General features: G+C 41.0%; 11 protein-coding genes. 5 read left to right on the forward strand and 6 right to left on the reverse strand.

The window, feature by feature from the left end; genetic code table 11:
* The 3 genes from QZ574_RS18560 to QZ574_RS18570 all read right to left on the reverse strand — a co-directional run.
* Window positions 1–1093 (reverse strand): Nif3-like dinuclear metal center hexameric protein (locus QZ574_RS18560; RefSeq protein WP_297092335.1); only part of this gene is annotated, 1093 nt, incomplete at its 3' end.
* Window positions 1090–1431: a MerR family transcriptional regulator gene (locus QZ574_RS18565; RefSeq protein WP_297092336.1), complete on the reverse strand. Its 342-nt coding sequence runs from the start codon at window positions 1429–1431 to the stop codon at window positions 1090–1092. The genes QZ574_RS18560 and QZ574_RS18565, both read right to left, overlap by 4 nt.
* A 141-nt stretch (window positions 1432–1572) precedes the next feature.
* Window positions 1573–2553, reverse strand: a complete 981-nt coding sequence (locus tag QZ574_RS18570; RefSeq protein ID WP_297092337.1) for a M23 family metallopeptidase — start codon at window positions 2551–2553, stop codon at window positions 1573–1575.
* A gap of 178 nt (window positions 2554–2731) precedes the next feature.
* On the opposite strand from QZ574_RS18570, the gene alaS reads away from it, so the two are divergent.
* The 3 genes from alaS (at window position 2732) to QZ574_RS18585 (ending at window position 10607) form a co-directional block, all read left to right on the forward strand.
* Window positions 2732–5353: an alanine--tRNA ligase gene (gene alaS / locus QZ574_RS18575; RefSeq protein ID WP_297092339.1), complete on the forward strand. Its 2622-nt coding sequence runs from the start codon at window positions 2732–2734 to the stop codon at window positions 5351–5353.
* Window positions 5354–5551: 198 nt separating this feature from the next.
* Complete coding sequence (ccsA, locus tag QZ574_RS18580; RefSeq protein ID WP_297092341.1) at window positions 5552–8635, forward strand: cytochrome c biogenesis protein CcsA; 3084 nt, start codon at window positions 5552–5554, stop codon at window positions 8633–8635.
* Window positions 8636–8816: 181 nt separating this feature from the next.
* Window positions 8817–10607 carry a long-chain fatty acid--CoA ligase gene (locus QZ574_RS18585; protein WP_297092344.1) on the forward strand — a complete coding sequence of 597 codons (1791 nt, stop codon included), beginning with the start codon at window positions 8817–8819 and terminating at the stop codon, window positions 10605–10607.
* 106 nt (window positions 10608–10713) lie between these two features.
* Here the strand turns inward: QZ574_RS18585 and QZ574_RS18590 are convergent, their stop codons facing one another.
* Window positions 10714–11154, reverse strand: coding sequence for a hypothetical protein (locus QZ574_RS18590; protein ID WP_297092346.1), 441 nt, complete (start codon window positions 11152–11154; stop codon window positions 10714–10716).
* A gap of 160 nt (window positions 11155–11314) precedes the next feature.
* Between QZ574_RS18590 and QZ574_RS18595 the strand changes: the two genes are divergently transcribed.
* Window positions 11315–12316: a nucleoside hydrolase gene (locus QZ574_RS18595; RefSeq protein ID WP_297092348.1), complete on the forward strand. Its 1002-nt coding sequence runs from the start codon at window positions 11315–11317 to the stop codon at window positions 12314–12316.
* A gap of 11 nt (window positions 12317–12327) precedes the next feature.
* Entirely contained in the window at window positions 12328–13068 is a 741-nt protein-coding gene (locus QZ574_RS18600) for a hypothetical protein (RefSeq protein ID WP_297092349.1), read from the forward strand.
* A 73-nt stretch (window positions 13069–13141) separates the two neighbouring features.
* Here QZ574_RS18600 and QZ574_RS18605 read toward each other — a convergent pair whose 3' ends face one another.
* The gene (locus tag QZ574_RS18605; RefSeq protein ID WP_297092351.1) at window positions 13142–14626 is read right to left on the reverse strand and encodes a PH domain-containing protein; all 1485 of its coding nucleotides are present in this window, start codon (window positions 14624–14626) and stop codon (window positions 13142–13144) included.
* Window positions 14619–15140, reverse strand: coding sequence for a PH domain-containing protein (locus tag QZ574_RS18610; protein WP_297092353.1), 522 nt, complete (start codon window positions 15138–15140; stop codon window positions 14619–14621). Before QZ574_RS18610 ends, QZ574_RS18605 begins: the two co-directional genes overlap by 8 nt.
* Window positions 15141–15200: the final 60 nt, after the last annotated feature.

Genomic DNA, 15200 nt, shown 5'->3' on the forward strand with positions numbered 1-15200 from the left:
AGAAGTAAAAAACCGGGTTGGTATTCACGTCTGATAAATGGACTGCAAAAGTAGGGAATTTTTTTGTAAGTAACTCATAAAAAAGTTCTTTAGTGAACTGTTCGCTTTCAAAATGTCCGATATCGGCGATAACGATTTTATTTTCGGCATCAAAAAATTGATGATATTTAAAATCGCCGGTCACAAAAAAGTCGGCTCCGGCCGCAATTGCCTGATTTAAAAGGAATGACCCTGCCCCTCCGCAAACCGCGATTTTCTTTACTTTTTTTTGTTGCAGGTTGGTGTGTTTAATTATTCCGGCGCCAAAAGTTTCCTTCAGTTGTTGAAGAAAATCAATTTCTTTTTTTTCTTCAGGTAAAGTGCCAATCATTCCGGCACCAATCTGGTCAAATTTATTGTCGAGCGAATAAATATCGTAGGCTACTTCTTCGTACGGATGTGACTGAATAAGTGTATTTAGTATTTTACCCTGCAAATAATCAGGGAAGATGGTTTCAAAACGGATTTCGTTTTCGTAGTGTTGTTGTCCTTTTTTACCCACAAACGGATTTGTTGTTTCGCTTCCACGGAAAGTGCCCTGGCCGTGTGCATTAAAACTGCACGAGTCGTAATTGCCAATCTGACCCGCTCCGGCAGCAAAAACGGCTTCGCGCACTTTGTCGGCATGATCAACCGGAACAAAAGTTACCAGTTTTTTAAGCATACCTCCAGCAGGTTGCAGTATTTTGCATTCCTGAAGACCAAGTTTTTCACAGATTTTACCGTTAACACCACCTGTAACACTGTCGAGATTGGTGTGTGCCGCATAAATGGCAATATCGTTTTTAATGGCTTTTATCAGGGTGCGTTCAATATAGTTTTTGCCGGTAATTTTTTTCAATCCCGAAAAAACAATGGGGTGGTGGGCAACAATAAGCCCTGCCTTTTTTTCAATGGCTTCATCAACAATCGCCTCGGTAACGTCGAGGGTTACCAGAGCTGCCGATACTTCAGCGTTTTTATCGCCAAGAATTAGCCCCGCATTGTCGTATGATTCCTGCAGTTTTAACGGTGCAAAATCTTCTAAAAAATTGGTAATAGCTTTTATCTTCATTCTCCGAGTCCTTCTTTTATTGCTACAAGTTCTTGTTTGATGTCTTGCAGGCGTTTTACCACTTCATAATTATTCATCGTGTCTTCCGGGTTCTCTTTTAGCTTTTTACGGGCGCCATCAATGGTTAAACCTCTTTCTTTTACCAGGTGATGAATAAAACGTATGGTTTCAATATCTTTTTTTGTGAATTGCCGGTTGCCCTTCTTATTTTTTACCGGTTTTAATGCCTCAAACTGATTCTCCCAGTAACGGATGTGCGAAACGTTTACGCCAAACATATCGGCAACTTCGCCAATCGAATACAGTATCTTTTCTATTTTGGGCTTTTTGTATGGCACTGTAATTTTTTAGATGCAAGATAAAAGATTTTAAACCTGTTACAAAAGAGTGATTGATTTTTTGAAAAGTTTCAAATGGTGGCAAATAAAAACTTCCACCGGAAAACCGATGGAAGCACAAATATTTTCTTCAGGAAATGATTAATCCAGCGACTGCCCGATATTTGACGAAATCGCAATCATTTTGTCGTATTCCTGTGGTGTAAGATCTTTAAACATGTAGTAAGCCGGATTTACTTTGCGTCCGTCTTTGTGCACTTCGTAGTGCAGGTGAGGAGCAGTCGATCCGCCGGTATTTCCAACGTAGCCAATAATATCGCCGCGTTTTACTTGTTGGCCGCGTTTTACATTAAATTCATTCAGGTGACCATAAACCGTTTCGTAACCATAGCCGTGGTCGATAGTAATATTCAGACCAAGCCCAACGCGACTGCGTTTTGAGCCTTTTACGGCAGTGATTTTACCATCGCCGGTGGCATAAACCGGAGTTCCAACCGGAGCCGTAAAGTCTTGCCCCCAGTGCATTTTTCGCACTTTGTAAATGGGGTGGATACGGTATCCCCAACCACTTGAAGTACGCTTTAGGTCTTTGTTGGTAATGGGCATAATCGCGGGCAACGATGCCAGCATTTTTTCCTTGTTTAATGCCAGTTCCAATACTTCGTCGTATGATTTTGACTGAATATAAGCCTGTTTCGAAATAACATCAAGTTTATGTGCTGTGGCAATTACCAACTCGGCATTGTCCATGTCTTCCAGGTGCGAGTATTTATTCGCCCCACCAAAACCAGCATTTCTAACGGTTGACGGAATCGGTTCGGCCTCAAAAATTACACGGTAAATGTTGTCATCGCGTTGCTGCAATTCTGCCAAAACATTTTCAACTTTACTTAAATCTTTTGTAAGCAGCTCGTATTGGGTAAGCAGTCGTTTGTTTTCGCGCATTAGCCGCTTCGAGCGGGGCGTGTCGTAAAAGTTTAAGAAAATGAGTGAGATAACAATAGCCAAAGCCAAACTACTCGAAAAATAAGTAAGAATTTTTGTTGCTCTGGCTTTCCACGTTAATCCAACACTTTCGTAACTGAGGGTATCCGGATTAAATTTATATTTCTTTTTTGCCATATAAAAGGCCGGTTTTTAATCTTTTGTAATGTCTATTCATTAAATCCTATAACTTTGCATGGATTTAAAAAATCGTGATTTTTCACGGCGCAAAGATAAGTAAATAACTCATAGTTAGTGAATTTGTTTTCTTTGCATTAAAATATTTTAACAGAATAATAAATCATACAGACGGAAAATGAAGACTTCTAAAGAGATACGTAAAGCATTTCTCGACTTTTTTACCGAGAAAGAACATCAGATTGTAAACTCAGCACCAATGGTTGTTAAAGGCGACCCTACGCTGATGTTTACCAATGCCGGAATGAACCAGTTTAAAGACCAGTTTTTAGGTAACGAACCGGTTAAATACCCACGGGTTGCTGATACGCAGAAGTGCCTTCGTGTGTCGGGGAAACATAACGACCTGGAAGAAGTTGGGCTGGATACCTACCACCATACCATGTTTGAAATGCTGGGAAACTGGTCGTTTGGCAATTACTTTAAAAAAGAAGCAATTGACTGGGCCTGGGAATTTCTGGTAGAACGTATGGGAATTGAAGCCGACCGTTTGTATGCCACTGTTTTTGAAGGTAGCGCCGACGATAACCAGGAACGCGATAACGAAGCTGCCGGTTATTGGGAGCAATACCTGCCCAAAGACCGCATTTTAAACGGTAACAAAAAAGATAACTTTTGGGAAATGGGAGATACCGGTCCATGCGGGCCCTGCTCGGAAGTACATGTTGATATTCGCTCGGAAGCGGAAAGAGCCAAAGTACCTGGACGCGATTTGGTAAATATGGACCACCCGCAGGTAATTGAAATATGGAACCTTGTTTTTATTCAGTTTAACCGCAAAGCAAACGGAAACCTGGAGAGTTTGCCAGCCAAGCATGTTGATACAGGAATGGGATTCGAGCGCTTGTGTATGGTTTTACAAGGAGTTCAGTCGAACTACGATACTGATGTGTTTCAAAATACCATTGCTGAAATTGGAAAACTTTCAGGCAAGAAATACGGCGAAAACGAAAAGGTAGACATTGCCATGCGTGTAATTGCCGACCACCTTCGTGCAGTTGCCTTTGCCATTGCCGATGGGCAGTTGCCATCGAATAATAAAGCAGGCTATGTAATCCGCCGTATTTTGCGCCGTGCCGTGCGTTATGGTTATACCTTTCTGGAGTTAAAAGATGCTTTTATTTTCCGATTGGTTGAGGTGTTAAAAGATACCATGGGAGAAGCTTTTCCGGAATTAGTAAGCCAGCAAACCTTAATTGAAAAAGTAATAAAAGAGGAGGAAGAGTCGTTTCTGCGTACCCTTTCAACCGGTATTAAACTGCTGGATGATATAATATCGAAAGCAAACAAAGAAGGCGCCAAACAAATTGCAGGAAAAGATGCATTTGTATTGTACGATACCTTTGGGTTTCCGCTTGATCTTACCGAGTTGATTGCTCGCGAAAATGGTTTAGGTGTTGACGAAAAAGGTTTTGCTGTTGAAATGCAGGCACAAAAAGATCGTTCGCGTAATGCCGCAGCACAGGAAACTGATGATTGGGTGGAATTGCGCAAAATTGAAAAAACCGAATTTTTAGGCTACGATAAACTGGAAGCCGAAATCAAAATTGCACGATACCGCAAAGTAACACAAAAGAAAAAAACGTTTTACCAGTTGGTGTTCGACCAAACGCCTTTTTATGGCGAATCTGGTGGCCAGGTTGGCGATACCGGATACATTGAATTTGATGGTGTAAAAACCTCGGTTTTCGATACCCAAAAAGAGAACAACCTAACTGTGCATTTGGTGAATGAGCTGCCAGCCAATGTAGAAGAAACATTTAATGCAGTTGTGAATACCAACCGCCGTGAAAGTATTGCCAATAACCATACTGCTACGCACTTGTTGCACGCTGCATTGCGCGAAGTATTGGGTACGCATGTTGAGCAAAAAGGCTCGCTTGTAAATGCCGATCATTTACGTTTCGACTTTTCGCATTTCCAGAAAATGAGCGATGAAGAAATTGCCGCAGTGGAGAAACTGGTTAATGAGAAGATACGCCAAAATGCCATGCAGGAAGAAAATCGCGAAATGCCGATTGACGAAGCAAAAGCATCGGGGGCAATGATGTTGTTTGGCGAAAAATATGGCGAGGCAGTTCGGGTAATTAAATTTGGCGAGTCGGTTGAGCTGTGCGGAGGTACGCACGTTAAAGCAACCGGGCAGATTGGCCTCTTAAAAATTGTTTCGGAAAGTGCCATTGCTGCCGGTGTTCGCCGTATTGAAGCCATAACTGCTGAACGGGCTGAGAAATACATTAACGATCAGTTAGCCCTGATTAACAGTATAAAAGAAACATTAAAAGGATCAAAAGATATTTTAGGAAGCGTTACTACACTACTTCAGCAAAATTCGGTTTTAAGCAAACAAATTGAGACTTTCCAACAAGAAAGTTTGAAGATTATTAAAGCCAACCTAAAAAGTAAAGTGCTAAAAGAAAACGGGGTAAATATTATTGCCGATAAAATTATGGTTGATAACGCCGGAATGGTAAAAGACCTTGCTTTTCAGTTAAAAGGCGAAGTAGAAGATTTGTTTTTAGTAATTGGTGCTGATGTTAACGGAAAACCGAATCTATCGGTAATGATTTCGGATAATATTGTTGCAGAAAAAGGCCTGAATGCCGGACAGATTGTTCGCGAAGCTGGAAAAGAAATTAAAGGCGGCGGCGGTGGCCAGCCTTTCTATGCAACCGCAGGAGGGAAAGATGTAAGCGGACTACAGGCTGCCATTGAAAAAGCACTGTCGTTTTTACAATAAATGGCCAGGCATTAAGAAAAGCACTTATAAAAGCAGCTTTTCGTTAAAACATATGTAGCCCGTTTGGTATGTTTAAAAATATACCGAACGGGCTTCTTCGTTTTATTTCTTTTTTTGATTTGTTCTAAATAAGACTTATTTTCAGCAGCTGAAATATGAACCTATAAGTTCAGTGCGACTTACAACTAAATAGTAAAAATGAAAAAGTTTTATTCTTTTATAACATCCGTTCCTTTTGCAGCATTTATTTTTCTGGCCCTGGCCTTTTCAATGGCCGTAGCCACTTTTATTGAAAGTAGTTATGGTACTCCAACAGCCCGTGCGCTGGTGTACAACACCCGTTGGTTCGAGCTGCTGTGGGGTTTGTTTGCCTTAAACTTGCTGAATAACCTTATTCGTTACCGGTTTTTTACCAGTAAACGGTTTACGCTTGGCTTGTTCCACATTTCGTTTTTGGTAATGATTTTAGGAGCAGCAATAACCCGGTATTTTAGTTTCGAAGGAGTAATGCATATTCGCGAAGGACAAAGTGCAAACTATATTCTTTCGTCTGACGATTATTTTTATGCCGCTTATAACGGTGAAGAAGCTGTATCTACCGTTCGTTTTTCGGAACTAACTCCAAAACAGTTTTCTACAAAATTTGATGTAAACGGGCAAGCAGTAAAAATAAAAACCATTGGTTTTATTGAAGATGCCGAGAAAAAGGCCATTCCTTCTGAAAGTGGCGAGCCGGTAATTGATTTTGTGTTTTCGGCGCCTGATGTGCAGGGTATGCAGTCTTTTTCTTTTCAAAAAGGAGAAGCACTGGATTATCCGGGATTTTCGGCCGGATTTGAAGTTGACGAAGAAAAAGTAGTGAACTTTTTTATAAAGGATGGTGCCCTGTTTATGACTTCGTTTGCGCAATTGGAAGAAACAACCATGGCCAGCCAGGAAACCGTTGCATTTACACCCGGAGATACCATTCCGGTAAAACCAATGTTCCTTTACGGTTTCAGTAACTTTCGTTTTCTTATTCGCAAATTTATGCCAAGCGCAACTTTTACAGCAGTAAAAAGCCAGGTTGAAACACGCGAAGATGCCGTTGTTGTGCAAATAACAGATGGTATACGTCAGCAAACGGTTCCTGTTTTTGGCCACTCGGGGCAATCGCCCGATACCATTCGTGTGCCTCTTGGTGACAATACTCTGAAACTTGCTTATGGAGCCTTGCCGCTTAAAGTGCCGTTCAGCATTCATTTAAAAGATTTTCAACTTGAGCGATATCCAGGCTCTAATTCGCCATCGTCGTTTGCCTCTGAGGTAGTTTTGGTTGATGAGGAACAGGGAATTAACGAAGATATCCGGATTTTTATGAACAATACGTTAAGTCACAGAGGGTACAAATTCTTCCAGTCGTCGTATGATACTGATGAGAGAGGAACGATACTTTCTGTAAATCATGATTTTTGGGGAACATGGATATCCTACCTGGGATACGCATTGCTGATAATTGGAGTTATTTTATCAATGGTTAATCCGAACTCCTATTTCCAGTTCCTTGCCAAAAAGTTAAAGGCCAGCTCGGTTAAAGCAATCGCTGTTTTTGTACTGCTTGGAGCCGGAGCCCTATCTGCATCGGCACAAAGTGGTGTGGGGGCCGGAATCCCCTCAATTGACAAGGCTGTTGTAAAAGAATTTAGCGAATTGTGGGTGCAGGGCGTTGATGGTAGAATCGAACCGGTGTCAACACTTTCCGGAGAAATTGTGCGCAAGGTAAGTCGTAAGTCAGGCTTATACGGCTTGTCGGCTGATGAGGTGGTGCTTAGCATGATGGCTTATCCCGAAATCTGGCGTTCAATGCCGGTTATTAAAGTTTCGAACAAAACTTTGGCCGCCACACTCGGGGCTCAAAATAAATACATTACGGTTGAGTCGTTGTTTGACGAGCAGGGAAACTATAAAATATCAGATGCCGTAAGGGCTGCCTACGCGAAAGCCCCGGGTATGCGAAACCGTGTTGAGAAGGAATATATTTATGTCGATGAGCGGGTAAATATTTGTTTTATGGTTTTTCAGGGCTCCCTGTTCCATCTCTTTCCGCGCGAAAGGGTAGAAGATACCTGGTATGCTCCCGGAAATACGGCTGCAGAATATTCCGATGGTGATTCAATTTTTATAAAAAGTGGATTTCAGCTATTGTTGCAATCCATTGCCGAAAACAATAGTCCCGATGCTGTTCAGGTTTTAAAGGCCGTTGAAAACTTTCAGGTAAAATACGGAGCAAATTTGTTACCCGGTGATACCAAAAAGAATATGGAGATTCTTTTTAATAAAGTCAATCCGTTTAAACGAATTTTCCCATTTTATCTGCTTTTTGGCTTTTTGTTATTGTGCGTACTTTTTGTAAACATTTTTAGGCAAAAACCATTGCCTGGACTGCTGAAAGTCTCCTCTTTTGGCCTGATTATTTTACTCTTTCTAGTGCATACAGCAGGTTTGGTACTTCGGTGGTACATTTCGGGGCACGCCCCGTGGAGTAATGGCTACGAGTCGGTTGTTTATGTGGCCTGGGCATCAATGTTGGCCGGTATTATTTTTGGGCGCAAATACCCAATGGTGGTCGGAACTGCTGCATTTTTATCGGGTATTGCCCTTTTTGTAGCGCATCTTAGCTGGATGAATCCTGAGGTTACGAACCTGGTTCCTGTGCTTAAATCGTATTGGTTAACCATTCACGTAGCAATTATTACTGCCAGTTATGGTTTTATTGGCTTAAGTATGTTTTTAGGCGTGTTGGTAATGATTTTAATCGTGATGCGGAACAACAGTAACGAAGTTAAAGTGAATGGATTTATCGAACAGTTAACGACCATTAACGAAATGTCAGCTACCGTGGGGTTGTATTTTCTTACTATCGGCACTTTTCTTGGTGGAGTTTGGGCGAACGAAAGCTGGGGGCGCTACTGGGGCTGGGACCCAAAAGAAACCTGGGCGCTGATTACCGTTGTAATATATTCGTTTATTGTGCACATGCGCCTTATTCCATCGTTAAAAGGAATATTCAATTATAACTTCGCATCAATTATCGGTTTTGCCTCAGTTTTAATGACCTATTTTGGCGTGAACTATTACCTCACAGGTTTGCATTCATACGGGAAAGGTGTTGCCGACGGAGTAAATCCAGCCGTTCCTGCATCAATTTTGGTTTTGGCCGGATTAATCATCTGGGCCTATATAAAAGACAATAAATACCAGCAACAATTAGTTAAAACACCGGCAAATGAGGAGGAGTTGTAAGTGTTAAATTTTAGAACAATCTGCTCGGAAAGTCGATGGCGTGGTTTTTAATGTTTTGTTTTTCAGATATTTAATATTATTTAGAATGCGTATAAATAGTTTGAGCTGAAAAAACCCCTTATTCCTTTATAAATCAACCAACAACAAAAGCCTTATATTTCGAAGTTTTTAAAATTGAAATATGGGACAGACAGTTACACGTAACTTTGATGTATTGGAATATGCATTGAAGGAATTCCCCCGTGAAGATGCCATTGCCGGAAAAAAGGATGGAAAATGGTATACTTATTCAACCAAAGAATATTACAAAAAAGCGCACCAGCTGGCCATGGGGCTAATGGCTATGGGGTTAAAACGAGGCGACAAAGTTGCAACGGTTACCACCAACAGGCCCGAGTGGAGCATTGCCGACATGGGACTTGCAATGGGTGGTTTTGTACATGTGCCAATTTATCCAACGCTTGGCGACGATGAATATAAATATATTCTCAACCATGCAGAGGTAAAAATTATCATTGCCGGCGATAAAAAGCTGTTTCAAAGTATGAATCCACTGGCCAATATGATTCGTGGTGTTATAGCGGTTTATACTTTTGAGGACGTTGACGGTGCAAAAAATTACGAAGAAATTCTATCGCTTGGAGAGGCTAATAAGGATAAATTTGAGGAAGAACTTGCAGCCACAAAAAACGACATTAAGCCCAAAGATTTGGCTACACTGATATATACCTCGGGAACCACAGGTGTGCCAAAAGGAGTGATGTTGAGCCACGAGAACCTGGTTTCTAACTTTGTTGCCCATATTAAGTTGCACAACTTGGGAAAAGAGCATAAAGCTCTTAGTTTTCTGCCGCTATGCCATGTTTACGAACGTAGCATGAATTACCACTTTCAGTTAAAAGGAATGGGAGTTTATTATGTTGGTAACCTGGCACAAATTGTTTCTTCAATAAAAGAGATAAAACCGCACATGTTTAATTCGGTTCCGAGGTTACTCGAAAAAGTATACGATGGTTTTGTGGCAAAAGGAAAAGAACTTTCCGGAGTGAAGAAGAAATTGTATTTCTGGGCCCTTCGTTTAACGCATCATTTTGAGTACAATAAAAAGTTTGGACCGCTAATGCGAATGAAAATAGCCCTGGCTGATAAGCTGATTTATTCGAAGTGGAGAGCTGCCCTGGGCGGAAATATAACTTATATTGTTTCGGGGGGAGCTGCCTTACAGCCGCAAATTGCCCGGGTGTTAGGTATGGCCAAATTAACTACGCTTGAAGGTTACGGCTTAACCGAAACATCGCCGGTTATTGCGGTAAATAATCCGCTGAAAAACGAAATGATGATTGGAACTGTTGGACCAATTCTGGAAGGTTATGATGTTAAATTTGCTGCCGATGGCGAGATTCTGTGCAAAGGCCCGGGTGTTATGATAGGCTACTACAAAGCACCGGAGCTAACTGAAGAGGTTATTGATAGAAATGGTTGGTTTCATACCGGAGATATTGGCGTTTTGGTTGACGATAAATACCTGAAAATTACCGATAGGAAAAAAGAGATATTTAAACTCTCGGGAGGAAAATATATTGCACCTCAAATGATTGAAAATAAGCTAAAAACCTCGGAGTTGATTGAGCAGGTGATGGTTATTGGTGCCAACGAGAAATTTGCCAGTGCTATTATCTCGCCTTGTTTCCCGATATTACACGATTGGGCCGGCGAACGCAAATTACATTACGAGAACAACGAAGAGCTGATTCAATTGCCCGAAGTAATTAACAAGCTACAGAAAGAAGTAGCCAAAGTGAATAAAACACTCGGATCGCACGAACAAATTAGCAGAATAAGACTGGTTTACGAAGAGTGGACCCCGGCTTCTGGTGAACTTTCGCCAACACTTAAGCTGAGGCGGAATGCAGTGTCCGTAAAGTACCAGCATTTAATTAACGATATCTACTCGGTAGGGGCATCAAAATAGCCTGAAAATATAAGTGCGAAAGCACAAGCTGAACCAAACTTATAAAAGGTTGCAATTTTTTTTTGCAGCCTTTTTTTTTGTGCTTTCCGCTACAAAATCCCCTGGCTTAAAATAAAGCCCGGTCCCATGGAATTGCAGCCAGTATTAATAAAAGAGCAATGGAGTAAAAAATGGTGGCCGGTTTATATTTTTTCCAGGCAACCGCTTTTTTCTTCGATTTTCTTCTGCCGATATGAACCAGTATCAAAGCAATAAACATCATTAAAAAGTGTTCAACAAGGTAAAACCTCAGGTCGCTGTTTTTCATCGCTGCGCCAAAATCGGCAAAGGCAGCTTTGGTAATCGGGCTCACAAAAGCATAAAGCACGAGGCCAAGTAAAAACTGAATGTCCATAAAAATAACCAGAATCAGCCCAACCAGGTTGTCAGCTTTATTCCAACTGCGCTTGCTTGCCCATCCTGAAATGGCCAAAAAAACAGCAAATACTAAAAATATTAAAACCAGCCATCGAAAGCCGTTGTGTGCATGTAATAGTCCTGGATACATAATTTATTTATTTTTTGAATTGTAACACCCGATATGCATTTTGGTTGAGTATTTCGGCTAAAAACAAAGTACTTTGTTTTTAACCATAAAAGGCACTCTTGTAAACATAGGTATTTTTCTATCTTTGATTAGCCCGAAAATAACCTAAAAAATTAAAAAAATGGTTTCGAAATTGGTACTCGTAATGTTTGTTCCTGTTTTTGTTTGCTCGTGTGTTTCCATCCAAAAAGATACCTCGCTGGCTAAAATGAAGGTACTGATTGATACTGATGCCAATAACGAGCTGGATGATCAACACGCCCTGGCTTACGCATTTTTAAATGATGCTGTTTTTGATGTTATTGGCGTTACGGTAAATAATACCCGCAATGGTTACGGAATTCAGGGGCAATACGACGAAGCCGAACGGATTATAAAACTGTTTAATAAAGAAGGGCAGGTACCTTTGTTTATGGGGGCAGATAAAAGCTATGCAGAAATTGCCCCATACATTTCAGAAAATGGATTTGACGGACAGCCGGCAGTTGATTTTATTATTGCAGAAGCCTTGAAAATGCAAGATGAAAAATTAGTGCTAGCGCCGGTGGGAAAACTCACCAATATTGCCCTGGCTATTTTAAAAGAACCGCGCATTATTGATAAAGTGCGTGTGGTTTGGCTGGGGGGCAATTATCCCGACCCCGGAGAATATAACCTGGATAACGATACAACAGCAGTAAATCCGGTTGTTGAATCGGGTGTGGATTTTGAGATGGTTACGGTGCGCTACGGAGCTCCGTCGGGTACTTCGGCAGTTGCTGTTGTGCCCGACGAAATTGAGCAACATATGCGGGGAAAAGGCCCGGTGTCCGACAACACCATTATTGGCAGGCATGGCGGCGAATTTAACCGCTTTGGCGATTATTCGGCCAATCTTTTTGCCGAAGCAGAAATGTATGGCAACCCGCCATCGCGCGCCTTATTTGATATGGTTGTACTTGCCGTTTTGAAAAACGAAAGCTGGGGCGAAAAAGTTGAAATACCAGCGCCAAAACTGCTTGGTAACAGCTGGGTGGATGTGCCCGGCAATCCCAACAAAATTATTTACTGGCAAAATTTTAATAGGGATGCCATTGTACACGACCTTTTTGAACTGATGCAAAAAACCACTCCAAAGCAATAATAAAATACCCGATGCAGGAAATTAAAAAGCAACTGGAGGTTTTACTCGTTAATTATTTCAGAAAGTGCTACCCCAATTTCCCTAAGGGGCGGCTTGCGGCTTCGGAGTCGCCCGACTTTTTAGTTAAATTAAAAAACAAACAGCGCATCGGAATCGAGCTTACACGTTTGAACCCGGCAAATGCGGTAGAAATTTCAGCTGCAGATAAAGCTAAAAACACTTTCCACGAAGAACTGGTAGATTCCATGCGCGAACATTTTGAATTCGGGAACGACCGAAAACTGTTTGTCAAGTTTTTATTCAATCAGCATAATGGAATTAATCCGGCAAGCGAATTGGTGATACGTTCCCAAACCGTTTCACTTATCCGTTCAGCAATTGAAAACAGGGGAAGGCAACCCTTTTTTAATCAAACTTTAAACGGCGGTTATTTACCTCAGGGGATTAAGCAAATTATGATAGCCGGCCATTCAGGACTTGAAGCGTCGGTATGGGAACGATCAAATAATCTGGGAATTTCAACTAATGTGGTTGACGATATTAGAAAGGCCATTGCAAAAAAAGATGAAAAATTGCGTTTGTATCAAAAGCAAAAACTCGATGAATACTGGTTGCTTATTACTACCGATTGTTTACGGGCCGATAAAAATATAAACCTGTTAAATAAAATTCAGCGCGAAGAATTTAGTTCGCTCTTTCATAAGGTATTCCTGTTTGATTTAATGCGCGCCCGTGTTTTGGAACTCGTTTGAAAACGGATGCCGGGAATTGTTGGTGTGCTGTTTATTTGTTGAAACCGTTTAGGCTAAGCATTAGCTTACTGTTTTACATCCATTTTTGTTGGGCTGTTTCGGTATGGTATAGCAAATAGTTCTGCATCTGCTTTGCCAGCGATTCGCTGATGTATGGAATACTGATACTTCCTGCAGCATTCATGATTTCCAGCGAGGCAAGCGACCGGCGTTTCTGAAAAAACGATTGTTTGAACCGCACTGCCTGCACCTTAAACAGTTCCATTTGATTCCATTTTTGTCCAACGGCACCCGACGACACCCGAATTTGTGTAGTACTGATTTGAAAGTACCTTTTTCTGAAAAGCAGGTAACAATAAAAGCCTGAAACAGCCAGCCATAAAACAGCGGAAACCCAAAAAAACCAGAAACTAAACAAAAACGGGGCAGCACCAATAACCGGCAAAATACCCGAAAAAAACCAGCCCACTCTAAAATAATGAATATGCGAAAAAAAGCGGTGTTGCGCATCCAGTTCATCCGGTCCAAATAAATCGTTCTTTAACAAATCAAGTTGTGTTTGTAAACAGCCGGGTGCATCAACCAGCTGGTTTTTGCGGTTTTGCATACTAACAGCCTGTTTAAAAGCAATATGGTAAATGCCAAAGTATTTTTTTATGGGGTTGGTGGCCCAGCTAAACTCCTGAATTTTTGCATGCGGAACAAGCACATTTCGTTTATTAACCAGGCCGGCCATAATCTGGTAGGCTTGTTCTGATTTTACCAGCCTGAAATCGTAATATTTATAGACCGTTTTTACCAGCGAAAACAGAAAAGAAACCACTGCAAAAAATAAGATGAGAAAAAGAATTAGTGCCCAGCCTGAATTGGAAACAAAGTTCATAAATTCGTTGGAATATTCGTCTGCTTTTTCCTGAAACACTTCTTGTACCTGGTTAAATAGCTGCGAACCAAAAGCCAAAATAATAAGTGCCGTACGAATATGATTTTCACTAATCCCTATTTTTAGCAAGTCGATAGGTTCAAGTTTTAAAATCACGCTTTCAATGGGTTTGGTCGCAGATGCTTCTGAAGTATTTGCTTCTGTTTCTTCGGTGGTTTTTGTCTTAAGTAAGGCGCTTAATGCTTTGGCGTAAGGTGCTTCAAGGGCATGTATTTTTAGCTCTTTTCCTGCCGTTCCTGCTGTGTCAATTTCAAGGGCCACAACATCAAGAGCCTGCTGAAGCAGGTTTTGTTTGGTGTTTATGCTCTGGATTCTTTCCAGAGGAATGGATAAAACCTGTTTTCTTAAATAACCTTTTTTTAGTACAAATTCATCATCTTTCACATAGAAATAAAAGTTTAAATAATAAAGCAAGGTATGAATTACAAGCAATATGAAAATAGCTGCCAGAGCCGGTAAGATGATTGCTTTATGCTGCAACAGGTTATTTTGCAAAATTACCACAACAAGCACTGCCCAGAACATGCGCGCCAGCGAGCGTATGCCTTGAATAAAAATTATGACCAAACCTTTAATTGATTGCCTGCTTGGAACTGAAAGGTCTGGCTTATTCATGCTTGCTAATTTTTTCAGAAAGAAAATCTTTGAGCTGCTGTGCCTGATTTTTTGGTAACCCCGGAATGGAAAGATCGCTGGAATTGCCACCGGCAGTAAAAAGTTTTAAGGTTGAAATTTTATAGGCTTTGGCTAAAACCCCCTGGGTAACCTCAACATGTTGGATACGGTTAAAAGGCACCGATGTTTCTTTATAAAAAAGTATACCTTTTTTAAAAGAAATGTCATTCTCGCGCACCAGGTAACCTTTTCGCGGAAATCCAAGCAGGGTAATGCCAATAGAAAAGGCAAGCCATAAAACAATAAATGCTGATACAGCAATTTTTACAGGTATTCCGGGTGTAGCCTCGGAAAGGATTAGAAAGGCAATACAGCCCCCAAAAGCAATTAGAAAAACGAGAACCAACCGGATTACAATAATCGAAAGGTATTTTTTATCGAGCCTGTTGAACTGTTCGGAGTCAAGTGTTGGCAGGTTCTCTGGTAAAATTACAGCATTTGTAAAGTTGTGCATAGCTTTTAATTAAAAGAATTAAAACTAAAGCTAAAAATATGTAATTAATCGATACCTTGT

The organism is uncultured Draconibacterium sp. (assembly GCF_913063105.1).
GTDB lineage: Bacteria > Bacteroidota > Bacteroidia > Bacteroidales > Prolixibacteraceae > Draconibacterium.